This is a genomic window from Paenibacillus sp. 10L310 (assembly GCF_056395745.1).
The window spans coordinates 362,455-383,199 of record NZ_JBFTKC010000001.1; the positions used below are offsets into that span (position 1 = coordinate 362,455).

The following is a 20,745-nucleotide window of genomic DNA, read 5'->3' on the forward strand; positions in this document are numbered from 1 at the left end:
CTTCCTGTTGTATATTTCAAAGCTTCTACTTCATGGTGTTTCGCCATTTGAGGTGGAGTGTAAATTTCAAATTAATCAGTCAGATGAACAGAAAGAGGTTGGGGAAATGCAACTTAGAAGAGTAAGGATCGCGGGAACAGGGAAGTACCTGCCTGAACAGGAAGTCACCGATGAGGAACTGGATCGCCGCTTGGACGTGCCTACGGGCTGGGTTAGCAAAGCTACAGGCGTAGGTGTACGTCATTATGCTTCGGGTGAAGAAACCTCCTCTTTCATGGGCGCACGGGCTGCGGAAGCTGCACTGGCGGATGCAGGATTACAATTCAGTGATATCGACTGTCTGGTGTGTACCAGTGGCACGAAGGAACAACCGTTGCCAAGTACGGCGGTATTTATCCAGCAGGCCATGGGGCAGCAAGATTCGGGCGTACCTGCTTTTGATATGGATGCAACCTGCCTAAGTTTCCTGAACGGACTGGATGTGATTTCCTATATGGTAGATGCCGGACGTTACCGGCGAGTACTGCTCGTAGCCACTGAGATTGCCTCAGCCGGACTGAATTGGTCGGATAAAGAAAGTGCGGCCCTGTTCGGAGATGGAGCGGCCGCTGTTATTATTGAGCGTTCGCCTGAAGGGTCATCCTCTCAGATTGTACATGCTTCCCTTCAAACCTACAGCCGAGGTGCTCGCTTCTCGGAGATTGCAGGTGGAGGTACACGGCTGCATGCTTCGAATTATAAGGCGGATCAGCCTGAACCCTACCTTTTTCATATGGATGGACAGGCGATCTTCCGCATGGCTTCCAGACTTTTGCCTGGCTTCATTGGTGATATGCTGCAGGCGACCGGGAATCGAATGGAGGATTTCCAATTGATCATTCCCCATCAGGGAAGTGCCATGGCGATGAGACTGATTCGCAAGAAGCTTGGCATTGCTGAAGATCGGTTTATGGACATCACACGAAATCACGGCAATACGATTGCGGCATCGATCCCGATGGGTCTGCATGAAGCGATTAGACAACAGCGTATTCAGCGTGGTGATCGGGTGTTGATGATTGGCACGGCTGCCGGATTATCATTGGGAGGACTCATTTTTGACTACTAGATCTGGGGAAACCAGACATCGTACAGTTGCTTCTCTCCGTGTGCTGCTTACAGGCGGAAGGGCTCCCGTAACGCTGGATCTGGCACGCATGCTTCATCGGGCAGGCCATCGGGTCTATGTTGCGGAGAGTGCCTTACGGCATCTGACCAGATCATCCAGTGCAGTGGAACAGTGCGCTGTGGTCCCATCGCCGCGTCATAACACACGTGCGTATCTGGCAGAGCTGGAACGGTTGGCACAGGATTGGCAGATCGACCTGTTGATTCCGATGTGTGAAGAAGTCTTTTATGTTGCTCAAGGGGCAGACAGACTGCGTGTATATTGCCGTGTTCTGGTTACAACCTTGGAGCAGCTGCATGAGTTGCACCATAAATATGAATTTATCCAGCTTGCAAGGTCACTCGGTCTTTCGGTTCCGGATACACGTCTGATCCACAGTCGGCAGGAATGGATGGAAGCCCAGTCTGTTATAGAAAAAGTAGGAGATTGGGTGTGGAAACCGGTGTATTCCCGCTTTGCATCTAAAGTTCGCATGCCAACACTCATGACCGATGACGCTGGGGCAGGGAGTGATAAGCAAGGAAACGTAAGCGAAAAGAAACGTCGACATTTCCGTAACGACCCTCCGGACGACGCGGAATTATCCTCTATTTCACCTTGGGTTGCACAGGCCTACATTCCTGGTCAGATGTTATGTACATACAGCATAGCGCATGAAGGGCAACTGGTTGCACATGCCACTTACGACAGTCGCTATCGTACAGGAAGCGTGGGAGCCAGTGTTTTTTTTGAACAGGTGGAACATGAAGGTGCCCTTGCGTGGGTTAGACAATTTATTGAGGCAACGGGTTTTAGTGGACAGATTGGGTTTGATTTTATAGAAGGTCAGGACAGGCGAGTGTACGCGATTGAGTGTAATCCGAGGGCAACGAGTGGGATTCATCTGTTTCACCCCGGAGATGACTTGGTGCGTGCACTAACTGAACCGGAGACGTTGGTAAAAGAAAGAAAAATGATCACGCCCGCACGGGGCAGCAAAGCCATGCTCATGCTCCCCATGCTGGGAAGCGGAGTACAGCAGATCTTTGGCAAAGGGAAATTCCGTGCATGGATAGCTGCGTGGCGTGGAACCAGGGATGTGGTCTATGTAGGGCAGGATATCCAGCCTGTATTTGAACAATTCGAAGTGGTGCTAGCTGCATGGCGTCTGGCAAGATCACAGAAGTGCTCGCTGACTGAAGCTTTGACTCATGACATAGAATGGAACGGTAACAACAATGAATAGAGCATTGGTTACAGGAGCTACGGGATGTCTGGGAAGGCACCTCGCGATGCGGCTTGCCAAAGAGGGATGGGAAGTCACTGGGATGGGCCGACAGCCAAAGGTTGGTGCAGAACTTGAGTTGGCAGGAATCCGATTCTTGAGTGGAGATATACGGGATCAGGCAACAGTAAACGAAGCGTGTACGGGACAGGATGTGGTGTTTCACTGTGCAGCTCTATCCTCGCCATGGGGCCGATATCGTGACTTTTATAGCAGCAATGTGGAAGGGACGCAGAATCTTGTAGATGTATGCCTGCATAATGAAGTACAGCGATTCATACATGTCTCAACTCCGAGTATATATTTTAATTACAATCCGCGATATAACGTACATGAGAATGATCCGTTGCCATCCAAACCAGCCAATCATTATGCAGCCACGAAGCTTCTCGCTGAGCAGGTTGTAATGGAGGGGCATGCGAAGGGACTTCCATCGATCATGATTCGACCGCGAGCCATTTTTGGTCCGTATGATCAGACGTTATTTCCCAGAATTGTCGTAGCAAACGCAAAATCAGGCGTGCCCATGATCGGTGGTGGACAGGCGTTAATCGATCTGACATGTGTGGATAATGTGGTGGATGCCCTATTATTGTGCCGCGATGTCGGTGCAGAAGCACTTGGCAGAGCCTACAATATTTCCAATGGCGATCCAAGGGCGTTCAGTGAGTTGGTGAGCAGCCTGTTTGGCATGCTGGATATGCCCTTGCGTCGTCGAAACATTCCTTATCGGATGGCATATGGTGTGGCAGCGTTGCTGGAGCGAGTTCATGGCTATATTCCTGCGTTGGGTGAACCTGTATTAACACGGTATACAGTCGGCTCCTTATCCATCCCACAGACGTTGGATATTACGGATGCACGGGAGCAATTGGGATACATCCCTCGGGTGTCCATTGAAGAGGGATTGCAACAATTTGCAGACTGGTGGAGGGCTGAATCATGCTGACAACAACTCCGGTGAAACTATACTTGGGTGCGGCGGGTTACTGTACACATCCAGAGTTTCTGACGCTGCGTGGTGGTCGATTGAGCCCAGTACCTTTCCCGGCAGGATTTGCCTGCATCATTCATCCCGTACATGGACCGATCCTGCTGGATACGGGATATAGTTCCCGCTTTTTCGAGGAAACGGCTCATTTGCCTAACGCACTGTATCGTCATATTACACCTGTGGTCTATCGTGAAGAGGATAGTGCCGTTCATTTTTTGGCTCGAATTGGACTGAAAGCTTCGGATATTCGGTATATCATCCTCTCGCATTTTCACGGCGATCATATCGCGGGTGTACGAGATTTCCCGGAGGCACAATTCATCTATCTGCCAAGAGCCTATGATGCTGTGCGCTCACTTGGTCCGATTGCGGCTGTAAAAGCAGGTTTTCTTGCGGGGCTGTTGCCCGAGGATTTTATAGTCAGATCATTGCCAGTTACGTGTGAGCCTGAGCGATGGATAAGAGCGGGGGAAGCTTTCCCTTTTGATGAGGTCTACGACATCTTTGGTGATGGCAGTCTGCTTGGGGTGGATGTATCCGGTCATGCGGAAGGCATGATGGGACTCCTGTTGCGTACAGAAGAACATGACTATTTTCTCTGTGCGGACGCGGTATGGTCGAGTCGGGCTTTTCGGGAACAGCGCAGACCGAATATTCTTGCTGGAATCATTATGTCGAATCGACAGGAATACCATCGTAACTTTGACAAGCTGGTTCAGTTGCATCAGCAATTTCCCCACATTCGGATTGTGCCGAGTCATTGTCGAGATGTACTGGACGCTTGGGGTACAGGAGGGCCGAAACGATGAGTAATACCTTTCGTATTGTGGTTCATTATGCACTCGCACGTGGGCTGCGAACATGGAAAACACGAGAACAACTTGAGCGCTGGCAAGAGCGCCGGATTATTCGGCATGTTCATCAGATCCGTGCCCGATCTCCGTTTTACCGGAAGTGGTGGGGTGGCGTGGACGCAACCGACTGGAGAAGCTTTCCGTTGATTGACAAATCAACCATGATGGAACATTTTGATACACTGAACACGGTGGGTATTACCAAGGACAAAGCTCTGGCTCTTGCAGGTGAAAGTGAAGAAACACGTGATTTCAAACCTTCCATTCAAGGCGTGACGGTTGGACTGTCTTCGGGCACGTCAGGGAACCGGGGGATATTTCTGGTGAGTGATCGGGAGCAGGATGCGTGGACGGGTACGGTGCTGGCCAAGTTGTTGCCTGGTGGACTGTGGAAACCTGCGAAGATTGCGTTTTTCCTGCGGGCCAACAGTAATCTGTATGAATCGGTGCAACGTGGCAAATTGCAGTTTCAGTACTTTGATCTGCTGGAACGTGTGGAGACCTTGGTTAAGCGGCTGGAAACCTACCAACCTACCGTGTGGGTGGCTCCTCCATCCATGCTGCGTCTGTTGGCGGATGCGTATGTGGTAGGATATCTGACTGCTGTACCGGATAAAATCATCTCTGTTGCCGAGGTGCTGGACCCCCTGGATCGCAAGGTGTTGGAGCGGGTCTTCGGACAGACCGTTCATCAAGTCTATCAGTGCACAGAAGGGTTCCTGGGTGCAACCTGTCGTTATGGCACACTGCATTTGAATGAAGATATCGTGCATATTGAAAAAGAGTTCATTGATCCCGCCACCCGACGGTTCGTGCCCATTATTACGGACTTCTCCAGAACATCACAGCCGATCATCCGATATCGGTTGAATGATATTCTGACCGAGGCGGCGCTGCCATGTGCCTGTGGTTCCCCGTTTACTGCCATTGAGCGGATTGAAGGCCGCTGTGATGACACGCTTTATTTTTCAAACATGCATACGGGTGAGGCGGTACCGGTCTTTCCGGATTTCGTTACCCGTTCGGTCATTGCGGCTTCGCCGGATATTGAACATTATCGTGTGGTGCAGCAAGGGGACGGAACAATGGAGGTATCCCTTCGACTTGGCGGGAACGCAGTGATGGCTCAGGTTGAGACCAATGTACTGCTGGAACTGATGAAGCTGGGAGAGCGGCTTGAATGCACCTTACCTGAGATCAGATTTGTACCGTATACGTTTGAACCGGGACTTACGAAGCTGCGCAGGGTGGAGAGACGGCATAATGGAGTGGCGGATTAAGCAGCAGGGGCCGTGCGGTATAGGTAGGAACGGGAAGTAAGCAATTTACCGAGGAAAGAAGGACACACCGTGACAGTAGAGGAAAACTTAACAGAAGCCGGACAGGGACGGATTAATGCAGGTTCTGATGTAGTGAAAAAGACGAAGGAAGGAACTAACGCTCCGGTGGCCTTAATTACGGGTACCTCCAGTGGTTTTGGTATGCTTACCGCGATCACCCTTGCCAAGCAGGGATACCTTGTTGTTGCTACAATGCGTGATCTGAGTCGAAGAGAAGAATTGGTGAAACTGGCTGAACAGGCGGGGTTAGCTGATCGTTTGCAATATGTGCAACTGGACGTGACCGATGCTGAATCGGTGCAGAAAGCTGTGCGGTCCGTACTTCATAATAATGGCCGAATCGACATGCTGGTGAACAATGCAGGATTTGCGGTGGGCGGGTTCATTGAGGAAGTGTCAATGGAGGATTGGCGGCGCCAGATGGAAACGAATCTATTTGGATTAATCGCTGTGACACGTGCGGTCCTGCCTGTGATGCGTGAACAGAAGCAGGGGTTAATTATAAATTTGTCCAGCGTCAGTGGGTTGTCCGGTTTTCCAGGGTATGCGCCATATGCTGCCTCCAAATTCGCTGTGGAAGGATTCACGGAAAGTTTGCGGCATGAGATGTCTTCGTTTGGTGTTCGGGTGGTATTAGTTGAGCCTGGCTCTTATCGCACACCGATCTGGAATAAAGGTTTGGGTGAGATTCACCGGAGCGAGGACTCTCCGTATAAGCATAAGCTGGACGCGGTTCTTCGTTATTCCAAACATGCGAGCGAGACGGCACCTGATCCACAGGAGGTAGCCGATCTGATTGGCCGAATTGCACGGATGCGTGCACCAAGACTTCGATATGCTTTGGGAAAAGGTTCGCTTGTGCTCATCATAGGTAAAGTACTGCTACCCTGGAAGTGGCTGGAGTGGATCATCGCCCGTGGTTTAAAATAGAGATTAGGCAGGAACCAAAATTGTACAGTTTGCAGACGGGAGGGGTTAGCCATATTCGAATTCATCGTCATTATTTTACTTCTTGCGATTGTGGGTCTGCTCTTTCATATCAATAGCAAGCTGCCAGCGCGTGACCGGGTGAAGGAAGCAATGGAACGGGATCGGAATCAGAAACATAATCAGGATGCTCCAAATTAAAACGCGGAGGTTACCAATGAAAATGGCATTCGTTTTGTTTGATGGACTGACTTTCCTTGATTTTGCAGGGTTTTATGATGTGATCAATCGGTTGAATTTCTTTGAACCTACCAAAGGAACGACGTGGGAAACCTGTGCCATGACAGATCAGGTCACGGATGAGTCTGGTCTAACGTTGAAGGTGGATCGAGTGAAGCCTGACCTATCGGAATATGATCTCGTGTTTATCCCCGGAGGCATGGGAACGCGCAAGCTTCGATATGACGAGGCCTTTGTAGGTTGGCTGAAACAGGCTGAGTCTGTGCCTTTGAAGGTTTCGGTGTGCACAGGCTCTCTGCTGCTGGGTGCGGCTGGTTTTTTATCCGGCAAAAAAGCAACAACACATCCCCGTGCATATAATTTGCTTGAGCCGTATGTCACCGAGGTGATTCAGAAGCGGATTGTAAAAGATGGAAATGTAATAACTGCTGGTGGTGTGGCCACGTCCATTGACCTTGGGATTTATGTTGTTGGGTTGCTTGCAGGACAGGAAGCGGCAGCGAATGTAAAACTTCAGATCGATTATCCTTATGAGATGCAGGGAGTGGTCGAAGAATGAATGCAGATCGCAAGCAAGAGACTTATATCATTCGCAATATTCAGCGGGATGAAGCAGACATCTACTGGCCTTTGCGACTGGAAGCACTGAAAACACATCCTGAAGCCTTCGGGGCTTCGTTCGAGTTGTCCATTCAACTCCCCATGAGTGAAGTGCAGGAGCGCATACATAATGAACCGGATGATTATATTCTGGGAGCATACACAGAAGAAGGAACCTTGGCGGGAATGATGGGTTTCAAAAGAGAATATGGCCTAAAGCTCAGGCACAAAGGCATGATCTGGGGCGTCTATGTTGCTCCGCCATATCGGGGAAGTGGGCTGGCTTCGCTCTTGCTCCGCGAGGTGCTGGATCGTGGAAGACATCTGGAAGGCATCAAGCAGATTAATCTGAGTGTAGTGACAACGAATGAATCAGCCCGACGTTTATACGAGCGATATGGATTTGAAGTTTTCGGCATCGAGCGTAACGCATTGGAAGTCAACGGTCAGGGATATGATGAGGCGCATATGAATTACTTTTACACGGAGCATTCAACATTGAATGAAGATACCAGCACAGGAGGAGTCCGATGACAGATCAATTTGAACTTGAGATCGACGGTGTTTCCTTTGTCTTAAAAGAGTCTCATTCTTTCGACTGGTTACAGCCCTTGGGTACGGTCTTTCGCGTATTCGATCAGCAGGATTCAGGGAATCTCTCTTTTGGTATTGTGCAAAAGGATGGAAAGCGATTGTTCGTTAAATATGCGGGAGCACATACAATTCATGCGAATCATACGGGAAGTCCCCCGGAAGCCATTCGTAATCTGAAATCATCTGTTTCCGTTTACGAAGATTTGGCGCATGACACGTTGATTCGACTAACGGATCATTTTGCAACGGATGAGGGGTATGCCTGTGTATTCGATTGGGTGGATGGGGAGTGTTTGCATTCCCACTGGTATTTTCCGCCTCCGGCCAAATATGAAGATCCGCGTTCGCCCTACTATCGGTTCAGACAGCTTCCTGTTGAGACACGCATTCGGGCAATGGAGCAGATTCTAAATTTTCATATCGAGGTGGAACGAAGAGGTTATGTGGCTGTTGATTTGTATGATGGCAGTCTGATCTATGATTTTGACAGAAACTTTATGAAAATTTGTGATATCGACTTGTATCGGAAGGGCTCTTTTACCAATACCATGGGGCGCATGTGGGGATCTTCCCGCTTTATGTCCCCTGAGGAATTTGAGTTGGGTGCACCCATAGATGCGGTTACCAATGTATTCAACATGGGGGCAATGGCGTTTGGGTTGCTTGGTGGGGAGAAAGATCGTTCTTATGACAGATGGGATGCCGGAGAAGCATTGTATCAGGTTGTGATACGTGCAGTGAGCGATGATCCGTCCGAGCGGTACGCATCGATTGCGGAACTTGGTGAGGCCTGGAAACAAGCTACGATTTAAGGTCAATGAGTGAGTGGTGGAATTTTCGCAAATGTGCAAAATCCATTCGTATACGTGTGTGAAATCCCGTATAATGGAAATTATTAAGGGGGTGCAGATGATGTGCAGATATGCCTTGTCAGGACCATATAAAGACATCTATGCATGTTTCATTTGTCGCAAATCATTTAAACAAGTTTCCAGACATGACCTGAGCCCTGAGGTGGTGGCACAACTTGAATATAAATGCCCGCAATGTGCCACATCTATGGTTAGCATGGGACACGATTTCCAGGCGCCCAAGCAAAATGATACCAAACAATGGACCAAAGTGATGATGCTGTACCGTCATGGTTATACCTATCATATTTGCGGGTGCGGGGCTGGATATCGTCCTGCAGAATTACGTCAATTATCCGAATTTCTGGAGCAACAGGAAGCTGGTAAAGGCAGTGTAGGCAAACGATTATTGCAAAGGTTAACTTCTTAGTTATGGTTCCAAAATCGAACCTGTCGTCTATGGAAATGTTGAAAATACAGGTGAGTACTTTATATACGATCAGCGAGCAGCAGCGTCTATTAAGCATCAACGAGCCGGGTGGTGGGCAGGCTCCAGCCATTTTTATCGGTATGACTTCTGCCAGTTCACTGATCTATTATCATGAGCAGTTACCGCCGGATCTAATGGATGAGTTGGGGAAGGATTGCGAGCTTCCGTTGGATATTCCGAAACTAATTCGCAAGGTGGAAACCTTTGAGCTAGTTAACCGTGTGTGGATGGGACCCGCCTATGCTTTTCCTGAGATATCTTACGAGTGGAATCAGAAGGTTCAGTTGATTGGTCAGGAGCAGCGTTATTTGCTGGCAGAGCATTTTCCTGAATTAACAGATCACTTATATGAAAAAAGCCCTGTTGCCGCTTATGTTATTGGGGATTCTGCTGTGGCAGTGTGCTGCTCCGCAAGGCTCTCCGATCATGGGGCGGAAGCGAGTCTGTATACGGCCCCCGGTTATAGAGGACATGGATATGCAGCGGAGACAGTAAAGTGCTGGCAGTATTATGTCAAGGAGCGTGGACGCATGCCAATCTACAGTACATCTTGGGATAATCTTGCTTCACAGCAAGTTGCCCGTAAACTCGGATTAATTCAGTTCGGTGTGGATTTCAGTATCACAACTGTGGATTTGAGGAAGGACTGTGATGTCTGATGATTCGCACTTTCGTACAAAAGGATCTGAAGTATGTCATTGAAGCGCATATCCGAATTTATCGAAACGAGTATAATTATGATCATAGCTTTGCTGAATTTATCACCAACGCGGTGAATTCGTTTGGACTTAAAGGCAATCATTCGAGGGAGATGTTATGGATTGTTGAGTTAGATCAGACAGCTTCCGGCTCCATAGGACTTACTCAGGTGAATGAAAATACGGCTCAACTTCGCTGGTTTCTGATCGAACCGGAAGCACGTGGTGCAGGATGGGCGGGGAGCTTATCAAACAGGCAGTTCTTTTTGCAAAAGAAAAGGACTACACATCTGTGATCCTGTGGACCAATGAGTCTTTGATCAGCGCGCGTAGATTATATCAATCTGTGGGCTTTGAAATGAAGGAAGTCCGCAAGCAGATGTTGTCAGGTCAGGAGCTTACCGAAGAACAATGGGAACTTGTTCTGTAGTTGGCCGAGGGATTGAGCATGAAAGTCGAATCTGTTGCGTTAACTCGTTGTTGAAAGGAGTGGTACAGTGAATCGGAGAAGACTGATTCTGGGTTTGTTATCCGTATGCACAGCATTGACGGTAGCAGCATGTTCGATTCGGACAGAAGACCAAGCATTAACAGCATCGATTGAAAGCAACCTGCAGCAGATGGTTAGCGACCCTGTCCTCCTGACCAGCAGCAATCCGAATGATTATATTGCTGGTAACCGGGAGGCTTACGACGACATCTTGAATACGGGGGAGGCAGGACTGCCTTTCCTGCTACAGCAGCTCGAATCCAGTCCGGATAATGGTCTCAAGGAATGGATCATGGCTCAGGCAAGTACTGAAATGCTCGGAGAGCTTAACCCTGTAGAGGCGTGGCATAGTGGTAAGGACTGGCTCAGACAGTATAAAATGAGCGTAGAATAATGGCTCATCTTCTCTATAGTACCTGACTTAGCGGAAGTAATGGAGGGGGCGGAATCGATTCTGAAGAAGCGATAGCGTTCGCCTTTGTCTCCGATCAGAAGAACGATCCGTAACCGGAATGGTTCCCGCAAGCCGTCAAGCACTGTAGTGTGTGATGAGCCGGAAGTACAAACCTCACCTCCAGTCAGCATGAGCAGCATTGAGAGGTTCTTGGAACCCGAAAGAATACATTATAGAGGTGAAATCCTTGAATAAGAAAATTGCTTTTTTTGATTCAGGCATCGGTGGTTTAACCGTTTTGCATAAGGCATTACAACAGTTTCCAGAAGAAAAATTTCTGTATTATGCGGATACCTTGCATGTCCCCTATGGAACGAAGTCTGCGGATGAGGTTAGAGGACATATTTTTGATTGTGTGGAAGCCATCGTTCAGGAGGATGTTCAAGCCATCGTGATTGCTTGTAATACAGCAACAAGTCTGGCTGTGAAGGATCTGCGCGCCAAGTATGATATCCCGATCATTGGCATGGAGCCTGCGGTGAAACCAGCCGTGGAGATGAATCGTGATAGTGGAAAGAGAGTGCTTGTATTTGCCACGGCCCTCACCTTGAGCCAAACCAAGTATAACGAACTGGTATCACGTGTTGATGATCACCACAGTGTGGATTCCATTGCGTTGCCGGAACTTGTGGAATGGTGTGAACAGCTGGATTTTGATCCGCGCAAAATCGCTGATTATTTCCGGTTCAAACTGGCAGATCTTGATCTTCAAGGGTATGGCACAGTGGTGCTTGGCTGCACGCATTATCCATTCTATACGTCCATTCTGCGCACGGTTCTGCCCGATCATATACAGATTATTGATGGCAGTACAGGCACAGTGAACCATCTGAAGCAGCGGCTTGGACTGGTGGCTCAACATGGAGACAGGACAGGGGAACAGGTCACTTTCCTCAGTTCATCAGGCCGACCGGAAGAGCAGGAGAAGATGTACAGTGCACTTCAATATCTTGAGATGAACTCCAAGTAAGTTACACCATAGGAGGTGATAGCTATGCAGTCCATTTATCTTATCCGTCACGCCAAGGCCACAGGGCAGGAACCCCATGCAGAGCTTACAGATGAAGGGATCAGGCAGGCTGAAAAACTTGCAGATATCTTGGCTCATCATTCCATAACGTATATTGTCTCCAGTCCATGGAAAAGGGCCGTTCAGACGGCTATGCCACTGGGCATAGCAACGCTGCAACATATACATACGGATGAACGCCTCCAGGAGAGGGTACTTAGCTCTCTTGATCTGCCTAACTGGATGGATGTACTGAAACGTACATACGATGATGTGGATTGGATGGAAGAAGGCGGGGAATCTTCGAGAAACGCGGCTGCAAGGGGGCTGGCACTACTGGAAGAGTTGTGGAGCAGACCGGAACAGCACGGGGCCGTGGTTACACATGGAAACTTGTTATCACTGCTTATTCGTGAGTATGAACCATCCTTTGGTTATGAAGAGTGGACCAAACTGTCTAACCCGGATGTGTTTGTGCTGGAGAGACAACGACCGGATGCAGGGCTGTCCACCATTCGAAGAATCTGGACAGATTAAACAGCAAAAGAGTGCTCCAGCGATATTATATCAGCCAGAACACTCTTTTCGTTTATCCACAGGGCATACTACAATGCAGCAATCATGATCATAACCCATCCAGCCAAAAATGCGACTCCGCCAAGTGGGGTAACGGCTCCCAATTTGCGAACACCCGTCACACTTAAAACGTACAGGCTGCCAGAGAACAGGATAATCCCGGCGAACATCAGCCATCCGGCAAGCATGACGAGTGAAGAGGATTCAAGACGGTCTGCCAGCAGTCCGATCAGGGTGATGCCCAGTCCGTGGATGAGGTGATATTGAACACCGGTTTCATAGATTTTGATCATGTCAGCCGATAGTTTGCGCTTGAGCGCGTGTGCGCCAAAGGCACCCAAAGCAACAGCCAGGAACATCATAATACTGCCGAGTATAATCAGGGTTTGCAATGTGTTTTTCTCTCCTTTTAAGGGTAATTAGATATAACATCAAAGTTTACTGCACGAGTGTTGTCTACAGTTTGCGCAATTGAATCTGCCCAATGGAGTGATCGGCTTCCTTTTTCAGAATCAGTCTGGCACGTCCTTTGGTTGGCAAAATGTTTTCATGCAGGTTTTTGGCATTGATATCTTGCCAGATCTGGTTGGCCGTACGCACGGTTTCTTCTTCATCGATATTGGCAAATCGTTGATGGAAAAAGGAATCCGTGTTCTGGAACGCTGTATTGCGGAGTAGCTTGAAACGCTCAACGTACCAGTGCCTTATATGTTCTTCTTCCGCATCAATGTAGATGGAAAAATCGAAGAAATCACTAACCAGCAAAGGCGTTTCCTTTTTGATCTGAAGTACATTGATACCTTCAATAATGAGAATATCCGGTTGACAGATCTGCTTCTCTTCTCCTTGAATGACATCGTAGGCGAGGTGAGAGTAGACGGGTGCTTTCACTTCGGGTTTGCCAGATTTCACATCACCCATGAACTGAATCAGGGATTTGATATCATAACTTTCCGGGAATCCCTTGCGGTTCATGATGCCCTTCTCTTGCAGCACCGCATTGGGATATAAGAAACCGTCGGTTGTGACAAGGTCAACCTTCGGGCTATTCTTACCTCTGGCGAGCAGTGCCTGTAGCAAGCGGGCCGCTGTACTTTTGCCCACGGCAACACTACCCCCGATTCCAATGATGTAGGGGGTGGGGAGGGCTTCTTTTTTCATAAAGGAGGCCGTCAGTTGATTCAGCTCTCGTGAAACTCTTGCATATAGGTCAATAAAGTGGGTAAGAGGCAAATATATATCTTCGACTTCTTGAATCGATACCTCTTCATTCAATCCCTTTAACTGTTCTAATTCGGCTTCCGTCAGTGGAAGAGTGGTCTGATGTTCTTTAAGTTCAGCCCATTCCTTGCGGTTAAACTCGATGTAAGGAGAGTATAAATTCATGAGATCCCGCTTTCTGTATGTAATATAATTGTGGACACAACCTTTAGTGTATCAAATTTCAGGAAACTGACAACACCTTTACATTGTGCCTTTCATAATGCCTTTCGTCAAAATGGAGCGAAAAACAACTTACTAGGAAAGTTTAACCCAATTTATGTTAAAGTCAACGTATACCATGCGGAAGGGTGACAGCACATGATCGTATATGAGAGAGAGCATGATTTTGTTTTGACCGCACAGCATGAGCATGGATTAGTAGCCGGAGAGATGGCTTCCCACTGGAAAAATGAATTATTATCCGATGCTACGCATCGGGATGAATTGATTCTAGCGGCCAAGGAACATGACCGTGGCTGGATTGAACTGGATTCGTCTCCGTTCTGGAATGATTACAGTCAATCGCCGTATTCGTTTCGTGACTTTCCATTGCGTCCGCGTTTTGTATTCTACCATAAAGGGATTGAAGAAGTTCGTCAGAAAAACCTCTACGCCGGATTATTGTGTAGCTTGATGTACACGGAGCTATTTCAGAAAAATCTGGGGGCCAATGCTCAGGATGATGATGACATCCGAGATTATCTGCAACAAGAACACGAACGTCAGCTGGATTGGGAGAAACAGCTTGGTGGTGATGCTGAAGCACTGAAACAGAGGCTGCAAAGTGATGTGGAGATTATGCTTTTCTGTGATCAGCTCAGTCTGTTTCTCTGTATGGAGGAACCTGGAACACCTGCTGCGCGTTATGATTTTTTTGCAGAAGGACTCAGTTGTACATTTGATGCCTGTTCCAGACAACCGATTCAGGCAGAGTGGTTATCCAATGAAAAAGTAGGCCTGTCTTTTTTCCCGTTTGATGAGGACTTTACGATCGTTTTACCATATAAATCGGTACCAAAGGCAAGTATCCGCAAATTTGGTATGCAACAGGCTTATCGCCGGGCTGAATGGAAGGAACGCCGGGTGTTGATTACGGAATTGAACTGAGAACTGGAAACTCCAGGCTTGAGGAAATAGCAACATAGAATATAACAAAACAGGCGGGCTTCTGATGTACAGGTGTACAGGGCGTCCGCCTTTCGTATGCAGTTATATCATCATAGACTATACTGTGAGACCGGTGAAAATACGAATGAATCAGAGTGGGAATAAAGAAGGAAAACACAGGTTATTCCCAGAAATGTTAGTGTACAGCAGAGAAGCGCATGTTAGCAGGAGGACGAATATGGATACTAGGATAGAAATATTAACGATGTGTATGGTATGGGACAAAATGAATGATCAGGTGTTGTTAATGAATCGGCCGGACCGCAAAGGATTTCCGGGATACATCGCTCCTGGGGGGAAGGTAGATTTTCCGGAGAGTATCGTGGATGGTGCCGTGCGGGAGGTTCTGGAGGAGACGGGGCTAATAGTTAATGAGATTACGTATAAAGGGCTTGATGAGTTCTGTGATCCCGAACAAGGATTGCGGTACATGGTATTTAACTATTTGGCGACTTCATTCGAGGGTCGGTTATTGCAAGATCCGCCCGAAGGCGAGCTGTTATGGGTGCCGATGAAGCGGGTTTTTGAGTTGCCTATGCAGGATTGGTTCGCTGAACGTTTCCCACGTTTTTTCCAAAAAGGCACTTTTGAGCGGAGTGTGATCTGGGAGAAGTCATCCGGACGTACGTTGCAAGAAACATTTATGGTGTATAGCGATTCCGTACTTGAACAGAGTGGGACCCGATAAGTTAAACCGTCAGAAGGAGGAAAAATCATGGGATACCAGCATGCCCTGCAAGGATACATTGCGGCGACAAATACACATCAGTTTGATGAAGTCAGTAAATGGTTATCGCCACAAGCCGTATATTGGTTTACGGGAACGTCTTGTACTACCCCTAACGAAATTCGGGCGTATTTTGAGAACGCTTGGGAGACAGTCAAGGAAGAAGTGTATCGTGCTGAAGATGTTAAGTGGATTACGACTAGCAAAGAGCAGGCCGTTTGTATTTATACCTACCACTGGAAGGGAATTTATCAGGGAGAGCTGGCTTATGGCAAGGGTCGGGCAACGAATGTGTTTGTTTATACGCTTGATGGGGAATGGAAATTAATCCATGAGCATTTAAGCTTGGGTTAGGATAAAAAATAATGCCTCATAATGTATCATCCATATCTATATATTTATATCCAAATATTATGATATAATGAAGTTTACTATTTTTATAGGAGATGACTAGTCTGTGGGTAATAGTGTGTGATTAATAGATTGAGTAAACTAGTTTGTTGAAATGAAGAATGATATATTTGTAGATTTGCCATACATAGGCTTCTGCAAACAGAACGTAAATGAATATTGTACGATGAAAAGGTGGAGATTGGCATGAAATTGTCGTTCCGGATTTTGGACTGGGAAGAAGAGAGACCCTACGAACTTTTGTTGATGGCTGATCCTTCAAAAGCAATTGTGGATGAATACCTGAGTCGGGGTGTTTGTTTTATTGCCGAGTATGAAGGAGAGATGGTTGGGGAGTTCGTATTGTTGAAGACTCGTCCAGAGACTGCGGAGATTGTTAATATTGCCGTACAGGAAGAACTGCAGGGACAAGGTGTAGGCAAACACATGATTAAGGAAGCGATGGAAGCTGCACGTAGATTGGGATGCCGAATTCTCGAGATTGGGACGGGCAACTCCAGCTTTCATCAATTGAAGTTATACCAACGTTGCGGTTTCCGCATTATCGGGGTTGATCGTGACTTCTTTGTGAGGCATTATGAGGAAGAGATTATAGAGGATGGTATCCGCTGTGTGGATATGATCCGTATGGCCATAGATCTGGATGCTGTTACAGAGGATGAAAACGAAAGGAAGAGTCCTTAAGTGAATCGGCATACACATATTGGGGTATATGGCTTGGTAGCTTGGGAGGGCCAATTCCTGTTGATTCATAAGGCTCGCGGAGCATATCAGGGGCAATGGGATTTACCAGGCGGAAGGCTGGAATTTGGCGAGCAGCCAGAGACTGCTCTTCATCGTGAGATTGAAGAGGAGACGGGCCTGACCCATCTACAAGTGATGATTCGTTCTGCGGAGTCTACGGTACTGGAATGGGTGTATCAAGGTGAGCCGGAAGAGTTGCACCATATCGGGATGTTGTATGATGTTGTTTTGACCGCAGCCAGTCAGCCGGATCATGTCAAAAAAGAACCCGATGGTGAAGATTCGTTGGGCGCGGACTGGTTTACACTGGAGCAAGTTAGAGATCTTTCCCTAACGCCGTTTGCAGAGTATATGATTAGCAAAAGTACATCTTGATGTGCATCCTCAACTTTATTGTTAACTTAAATTTGATGAATCCAAAGAAGCTGCTCGGATAATTTATGTCTGGGCCAGCTTTTTGCTGTGGGTCTCCTGAACAAAACCCCAATTATTTGTTGAATGTGACGTCAAATGGTTAATGTTTAACTTGACGGTTTGTTTTTGCACATAATGGACCACAATTCAATTAAGGAGGTAAAATGGTAGATCGTATGCCTATTTTGTTGTAATTAAGCGTTCGTTGTTCTACCCAAATTGATCGATTTATTCGATTCATCTAATTTATGCATCAATTGAACTAAAAATAGGAAATGCTCCTGAGCGTAAAAGTTTATAGAATAGATAGTAGAACATGGACTTCACTTGAAGAAGTGGAGAAAGTGTAACCTTCGAACGGATCAGGACAGTATTCGACATCTGTGCGACGGTATATACAATCATTGTTTTACTTTGATTTTGAAAACGCAGACAAACCTTGACGGGAGCGTCGGACTAACGTTACTACCACCAACAGCACGATTATTGGACTTCATGAAAAATTTCGCTTAAAATGTTGAACGAACGCAAATTACGGCTTAGTCAATGATTTCCGTCAAAAACTTATGACTAAATCAAGACGGAGGGAACGTCGATGACGATCGTGGAAGGCAACAAGAAGCCCTGGGAAAGTTACTATGGCCCCAATATGGGATACGTACAGGAACAATATGAATTATTCACTCAAGACCCTGGTTCGGTTACACCGGCTTATCGTGAACTATTTGAACAATGGGGTGCACCGCCAATGTCTGGCAGGGATGCACGCACAACCTTGAATTCCGGCAACGCCCAATCGGCTTCCGGAAGCGTAGACATTCAACTATTACAGAAAGCGGTTACAGCGGGTAAACTGGTATGGAACATCCGCACCTATGGTCATCTTGCTGCAGATATAGATCCGCTTGGAATCAGTGAAGATACAGACACATCTTTGCTGGAACCTCAGCATTTTGAATTAAACGAAGAAGATCTGAAAGCTTTGCCTGCTTCCCTGATCTGGGAAGGTGCAGATGGGCAGACAGCAACCGGATGGGATGCAATCCAACGTTTGCGTCAGATATACACTGGACCCATGGCATACGAATTCAGTCATGTGCACGAAGTTCAAGAGCGTGAGTGGCTGAATCGTCGTGCGGAATCTCGGACATCACCGGCTCCACTTACGCCGAAAGAACGTAAGGCTTTGCTGGAACGTTTGGTTGAAGTCGAGCAATTTGAAGATTATCTTCACAAAACATTTGTTGGGCAGAAACGTTTCTCCATCGAAGGTAACGATGTGCTTGTGCCGATGCTGGATGAAGCTGTTCGCATCATGGCAGAAGCCGGATCAAGCCACATTCTGATGGGTATGGCCCACCGTGGACGGTTAAATGTACTGGCTCATGTTTTGGGCAAACCGTACAGCAAGATTTTCTCTGAATTTCATCATGCTCCGAACAAAGATTTGGTTCCATCGGAAGGTTCGACTGGGATCAACTACGGTTGGACGGGGGATGTCAAATATCATATGGGTGCCAACCGTTTTGTGAAAGACGGGGAAACTGTGCAGGCACGCCTTACTCTGGCGAATAACCCGAGCCATCTGGAATACGTTAATCCGGTTGTACAAGGGTTTGCTCGTGCCGCTCAGGATGACCGTCGTGACCCTGGATATCCGAAGCAAGACGTGACGAAGGCAGCTACCATTTTGATGCACGGTGATGCAGCATTCCCTGGAGAAGGGATCGTTGCAGAGACGCTTAACTTCAAAGCTCTGCCAGGATATCAGAATGGCGGAACCATCCATATTATCGTCAACAATCGTCTGGGTTTCACTACAGATAGCAGTGATTCCCGTTCAACGTACTACGCAAGTGACCTTGCTAAAGGGTACGAAATTCCGATTGTACACGTGAATGCGGACAATCCGGATGCTTGTATTGCAGCCATTCGTATGGCAGCCGAGTATCGCAATCGCTTCAAAAAGGATTTCCTGATCGACTTGATCGGTTATCGTCGCTACGGCCATAACGAAACCGATGATCCCGAAACAACTCAACCTATCGTTTATGACAAGGTGAAAAACCATCCAACGGTAAGCCACTTGTATCAGGATCAGTTGAAAGAGGAATCGATTATCGATGATGCATCCATTACGAGCATTCGCGATGGAGTAACGAACAAATTAAAAGAAGCTTATGACCAGATGAAGAAAAATGAAGTACATGAATATTATCAGCGGAAAATCAGTGAGCCGGAGGCTGTTACGATTACTCCGACTGCGGTACCGCTTGAGAATCTTCGCAGCATTAATGCCGATCTGCTGAAATGGCCTGAGAACTTCAATGTGTATCCGAAGTTACAGCGAATTTTGCAACGCCGGAGCACTTCCCTGAACGAAGGGGAAAAAGTGGATTGGAGCCTTGCGGAGACACTCGCATTTGCAACCATTCTGGCAGATGGCAAGCCAATTCGGATTAGTGGACAGGATGCCGAGCGTGCTACATTCGCTCATCGGAATCTGGTGTTGCATGATTCGGAGAATGGAGCAAAGTTCTGCCCATTACATCACTTGCCACAGGCAAGAGCATCCTTTGCAATCTATAACAGTCCGTTGTCTGAAGAATCCGTTGTTGGATTCGAATACGGATATAACGTATATTCACCCGATACACTGGTCATCTGGGAAGCTCAATTCGGTGACTTTGCCAACTGTGCACAGGTTATCTTTGATCAGTTTGTATCAGCGGGTCGTGCCAAGTGGTCTCAGAAATCCAGTCTGGTCATGTTGCTTCCACACGCGAATGAGGGTCAGGGACCTGAGCATACAAGTGCTCGTCTGGAACGCTTCCTGCAGCTTTGTGCAGAAGACAACATGACGGTTGCCAACTTGTCGAGTGCTTCGCAGTACTTCCACTTGTTGCGTCGTCAAGCTTCGTTGACTGAAACGGAAGATGCTCGTCCACTTGTGATGATGTCACCGAAAAGTCTCATTCGGAATCCGCGTGTTGCTTCACCGGCAGTCGAATTCAGTGAAGGCAAGTTTGAGCTTGTGCTGGAGCAAGCCGGACTGGGTACACAGCCGGATCGCGTAGAGCGCATTATTTTGTGCAGTGGCAAGATTGCCATTGACCTGGAAGATGCTTTTGAAAAAGATAAAGCAGATTGGTCATGGCTTCACATCATTCGAGTGGAACAGCTATATCCGTTCCCGGCAGAAGAGATTAAACGCATACTCGCACGTTTCAGCAATGTAAAAGAACTGGTATGGGTACAGGAAGAAAACAAAAACATGGGTGCCTGGACATACATGGAGCCTCGTCTTCGTGAAGTTGCCCCGGAAGGCACAACCGTTAGATACGAAGGTCGCCCGGAACACGCAAGTCCTTCCAGCGGTTATCAGCTTGTGCATAGTATGGAACAGCAACAGATTATTACATCTGCGTTGAAACAAACGACGAAGAATAATATTCCACTGGGGAGGTAAC

General features: G+C 47.5%; 24 protein-coding genes. 22 read left to right on the plus strand and 2 right to left on the minus strand.

From position 1 onward, the window contains the following. The first annotated feature begins 106 nt into the window (after nucleotides 1-106). From AC1DE7_RS01920 to AC1DE7_RS01995, 16 genes are all read left to right on the plus strand, one after another. The gene (locus AC1DE7_RS01920) at nucleotides 107-1,108 is read left to right on the plus strand and encodes a beta-ketoacyl-ACP synthase III (RefSeq protein WP_477533631.1); all 1,002 of its coding nucleotides are present in this window, start codon (nucleotides 107-109) and stop codon (nucleotides 1,106-1,108) included. Next, nucleotides 1,098-2,393, plus strand: a complete 1,296-nt coding sequence (locus AC1DE7_RS01925) for an ATP-grasp domain-containing protein (protein ID WP_477533632.1) — start codon at nucleotides 1,098-1,100, stop codon at nucleotides 2,391-2,393. The genes AC1DE7_RS01920 and AC1DE7_RS01925 overlap by 11 nt, the downstream gene beginning before the upstream one ends. After that, nucleotides 2,386-3,381, plus strand: coding sequence for an NAD-dependent epimerase/dehydratase family protein (locus tag AC1DE7_RS01930; protein ID WP_477533633.1), 996 nt, complete (start codon nucleotides 2,386-2,388; stop codon nucleotides 3,379-3,381). Before AC1DE7_RS01925 ends, AC1DE7_RS01930 begins: the two co-directional genes overlap by 8 nt. Continuing rightward, nucleotides 3,375-4,235 carry an MBL fold metallo-hydrolase gene (locus tag AC1DE7_RS01935; protein WP_339188702.1) on the plus strand — a complete coding sequence of 287 codons (861 nt, stop codon included), beginning with the start codon at nucleotides 3,375-3,377 and terminating at the stop codon, nucleotides 4,233-4,235. The genes AC1DE7_RS01930 and AC1DE7_RS01935 overlap by 7 nt, the downstream gene beginning before the upstream one ends. Beyond that, the gene (locus tag AC1DE7_RS01940) at nucleotides 4,232-5,560 is read left to right on the plus strand and encodes a F390 synthetase-related protein (RefSeq protein WP_076327074.1); all 1,329 of its coding nucleotides are present in this window, start codon (nucleotides 4,232-4,234) and stop codon (nucleotides 5,558-5,560) included. Before AC1DE7_RS01935 ends, AC1DE7_RS01940 begins: the two co-directional genes overlap by 4 nt. 69 nt (nucleotides 5,561-5,629) lie before the next feature. Beyond that, nucleotides 5,630-6,550, plus strand: coding sequence for an SDR family oxidoreductase (locus AC1DE7_RS01945; protein ID WP_477533634.1), 921 nt, complete (start codon nucleotides 5,630-5,632; stop codon nucleotides 6,548-6,550). A 214-nt stretch (nucleotides 6,551-6,764) separates the two neighbouring features. Then, complete coding sequence (locus AC1DE7_RS01950; RefSeq protein ID WP_017689696.1) at nucleotides 6,765-7,346, plus strand: DJ-1/PfpI family protein; 582 nt, start codon at nucleotides 6,765-6,767, stop codon at nucleotides 7,344-7,346. After that, on the plus strand, nucleotides 7,343-7,921 hold the full coding sequence (locus AC1DE7_RS01955; RefSeq protein ID WP_076252494.1) for a GNAT family N-acetyltransferase: 579 nt from the start codon (nucleotides 7,343-7,345) through the stop codon (nucleotides 7,919-7,921). The genes AC1DE7_RS01950 and AC1DE7_RS01955 overlap by 4 nt, the downstream gene beginning before the upstream one ends. Beyond that, nucleotides 7,918-8,793 carry a serine/threonine-protein kinase gene (locus AC1DE7_RS01960; RefSeq protein ID WP_477533635.1) on the plus strand — a complete coding sequence of 292 codons (876 nt, stop codon included), beginning with the start codon at nucleotides 7,918-7,920 and terminating at the stop codon, nucleotides 8,791-8,793. Before AC1DE7_RS01955 ends, AC1DE7_RS01960 begins: the two co-directional genes overlap by 4 nt. Nucleotides 8,794-8,890: 97 nt before the next feature. Beyond that, nucleotides 8,891-9,262, plus strand: a complete 372-nt coding sequence (locus AC1DE7_RS01965) for a hypothetical protein (protein ID WP_477533636.1) — start codon at nucleotides 8,891-8,893, stop codon at nucleotides 9,260-9,262. Nucleotides 9,263-9,312: 50 nt separating this feature from the next. Next, nucleotides 9,313-9,981, plus strand: a complete 669-nt coding sequence (locus AC1DE7_RS01970) for a GNAT family N-acetyltransferase (protein WP_477533637.1) — start codon at nucleotides 9,313-9,315, stop codon at nucleotides 9,979-9,981. Next, nucleotides 9,981-10,316, plus strand: coding sequence for a GNAT family N-acetyltransferase (locus tag AC1DE7_RS01975; protein WP_339188686.1), 336 nt, complete (start codon nucleotides 9,981-9,983; stop codon nucleotides 10,314-10,316). Before AC1DE7_RS01970 ends, AC1DE7_RS01975 begins: the two co-directional genes overlap by 1 nt. After that, nucleotides 10,313-10,450 (plus strand): N-acetyltransferase, encoded by a 138-nt coding sequence (locus tag AC1DE7_RS01980; RefSeq protein WP_477533638.1) that lies wholly within the window; start codon nucleotides 10,313-10,315, stop codon nucleotides 10,448-10,450. Before AC1DE7_RS01975 ends, AC1DE7_RS01980 begins: the two co-directional genes overlap by 4 nt. 67 nt (nucleotides 10,451-10,517) lie before the next feature. Continuing rightward, entirely contained in the window at nucleotides 10,518-10,904 is a 387-nt protein-coding gene (locus AC1DE7_RS01985; protein ID WP_076327069.1) for a hypothetical protein, read from the plus strand. A 247-nt stretch (nucleotides 10,905-11,151) separates the two neighbouring features. Next, nucleotides 11,152-11,934, plus strand: a complete 783-nt coding sequence (gene murI, locus AC1DE7_RS01990; RefSeq protein WP_339286291.1) for a glutamate racemase — start codon at nucleotides 11,152-11,154, stop codon at nucleotides 11,932-11,934. Between the two features lie 24 nt (nucleotides 11,935-11,958). After that, nucleotides 11,959-12,510, plus strand: coding sequence for a histidine phosphatase family protein (locus AC1DE7_RS01995; protein ID WP_477533639.1), 552 nt, complete (start codon nucleotides 11,959-11,961; stop codon nucleotides 12,508-12,510). Between the two features lie 68 nt (nucleotides 12,511-12,578). On the opposite strand, the gene AC1DE7_RS02000 is transcribed toward AC1DE7_RS01995, so the two are convergent. Continuing rightward, nucleotides 12,579-12,941 carry a DUF423 domain-containing protein gene (locus AC1DE7_RS02000; protein ID WP_477533640.1) on the minus strand — a complete coding sequence of 121 codons (363 nt, stop codon included), beginning with the start codon at nucleotides 12,939-12,941 and terminating at the stop codon, nucleotides 12,579-12,581. Between the two features lie 64 nt (nucleotides 12,942-13,005). Further along, nucleotides 13,006-13,935 (minus strand): type I pantothenate kinase, encoded by a 930-nt coding sequence (gene coaA / locus AC1DE7_RS02005; RefSeq protein WP_036610217.1) that lies wholly within the window; start codon nucleotides 13,933-13,935, stop codon nucleotides 13,006-13,008. Between the two features lie 195 nt (nucleotides 13,936-14,130). Here coaA and AC1DE7_RS02010 point away from each other — a divergent pair, with 195 nt between their 5' ends. The 6 genes from AC1DE7_RS02010 to AC1DE7_RS02035 all read left to right on the plus strand — a co-directional run bounded on the left by AC1DE7_RS02010 (nucleotide 14,131) and on the right by AC1DE7_RS02035 (nucleotide 20,744). After that, nucleotides 14,131-14,919 carry a DUF3891 family protein gene (locus AC1DE7_RS02010; RefSeq protein WP_477533641.1) on the plus strand — a complete coding sequence of 263 codons (789 nt, stop codon included), beginning with the start codon at nucleotides 14,131-14,133 and terminating at the stop codon, nucleotides 14,917-14,919. Nucleotides 14,920-15,157: 238 nt separating this feature from the next. Further along, a complete protein-coding gene (locus AC1DE7_RS02015; RefSeq protein ID WP_127544479.1) occupies nucleotides 15,158-15,667 on the plus strand; it encodes an 8-oxo-dGTP diphosphatase in 510 nt (169 codons plus the stop codon). 27 nt (nucleotides 15,668-15,694) lie between these two features. Next, the gene (locus AC1DE7_RS02020; protein ID WP_340903166.1) at nucleotides 15,695-16,060 is read left to right on the plus strand and encodes a YybH family protein; all 366 of its coding nucleotides are present in this window, start codon (nucleotides 15,695-15,697) and stop codon (nucleotides 16,058-16,060) included. A gap of 243 nt (nucleotides 16,061-16,303) precedes the next feature. Then, nucleotides 16,304-16,801: a GNAT family N-acetyltransferase gene (locus AC1DE7_RS02025; RefSeq protein WP_036610208.1), complete on the plus strand. Its 498-nt coding sequence runs from the start codon at nucleotides 16,304-16,306 to the stop codon at nucleotides 16,799-16,801. Next, nucleotides 16,802-17,236, plus strand: a complete 435-nt coding sequence (locus AC1DE7_RS02030; protein WP_477533642.1) for an NUDIX domain-containing protein — start codon at nucleotides 16,802-16,804, stop codon at nucleotides 17,234-17,236. It begins immediately after the preceding gene. Nucleotides 17,237-17,870: 634 nt separating this feature from the next. Then, nucleotides 17,871-20,744, plus strand: coding sequence for a 2-oxoglutarate dehydrogenase E1 component (locus AC1DE7_RS02035; protein WP_047842236.1), 2,874 nt, complete (start codon nucleotides 17,871-17,873; stop codon nucleotides 20,742-20,744). Nucleotide 20,745 lies beyond the last annotated feature (1 nt).

What these genes read in the sequence shown, in the direction of transcription:
- AC1DE7_RS01920 (WP_477533631.1), top strand. Translation starts at nt 107, where the DNA reads ATGCAACTTAGAAGAGTAAGGATCGCGGGAACAGGGAAGTACCTGCCT.
- AC1DE7_RS01930 (WP_477533633.1), top strand. Translation starts at nt 2,386, where the DNA reads ATGAATAGAGCATTGGTTACAGGAGCTACGGGATGTCTGGGAAGGCAC.
- AC1DE7_RS01935 (WP_339188702.1), top strand. Translation starts at nt 3,375, where the DNA reads ATGCTGACAACAACTCCGGTGAAACTATACTTGGGTGCGGCGGGTTAC.
- AC1DE7_RS01940 (WP_076327074.1), top strand. Translation starts at nt 4,232, where the DNA reads ATGAGTAATACCTTTCGTATTGTGGTTCATTATGCACTCGCACGTGGG.
- AC1DE7_RS01950 (WP_017689696.1), top strand. Translation starts at nt 6,765, where the DNA reads ATGAAAATGGCATTCGTTTTGTTTGATGGACTGACTTTCCTTGATTTT.
- AC1DE7_RS01955 (WP_076252494.1), top strand. Translation starts at nt 7,343, where the DNA reads ATGAATGCAGATCGCAAGCAAGAGACTTATATCATTCGCAATATTCAG.
- AC1DE7_RS01960 (WP_477533635.1), top strand. Translation starts at nt 7,918, where the DNA reads ATGACAGATCAATTTGAACTTGAGATCGACGGTGTTTCCTTTGTCTTA.
- AC1DE7_RS01965 (WP_477533636.1), top strand. Translation starts at nt 8,891, where the DNA reads ATGATGTGCAGATATGCCTTGTCAGGACCATATAAAGACATCTATGCA.
- AC1DE7_RS01975 (WP_339188686.1), top strand. Translation starts at nt 9,981, where the DNA reads ATGATTCGCACTTTCGTACAAAAGGATCTGAAGTATGTCATTGAAGCG.
- AC1DE7_RS01995 (WP_477533639.1), top strand. Translation starts at nt 11,959, where the DNA reads ATGCAGTCCATTTATCTTATCCGTCACGCCAAGGCCACAGGGCAGGAA.
- coaA (WP_036610217.1), bottom strand. Translation starts at nt 13,935, where the DNA reads ATGAATTTATACTCTCCTTACATCGAGTTTAACCGCAAGGAATGGGCT.
- AC1DE7_RS02010 (WP_477533641.1), top strand. Translation starts at nt 14,131, where the DNA reads ATGATCGTATATGAGAGAGAGCATGATTTTGTTTTGACCGCACAGCAT.
- AC1DE7_RS02015 (WP_127544479.1), top strand. Translation starts at nt 15,158, where the DNA reads ATGGATACTAGGATAGAAATATTAACGATGTGTATGGTATGGGACAAA.
- AC1DE7_RS02020 (WP_340903166.1), top strand. Translation starts at nt 15,695, where the DNA reads ATGGGATACCAGCATGCCCTGCAAGGATACATTGCGGCGACAAATACA.
- AC1DE7_RS02025 (WP_036610208.1), top strand. Translation starts at nt 16,304, where the DNA reads ATGAAATTGTCGTTCCGGATTTTGGACTGGGAAGAAGAGAGACCCTAC.
- AC1DE7_RS02035 (WP_047842236.1), top strand. Translation starts at nt 17,871, where the DNA reads ATGACGATCGTGGAAGGCAACAAGAAGCCCTGGGAAAGTTACTATGGC.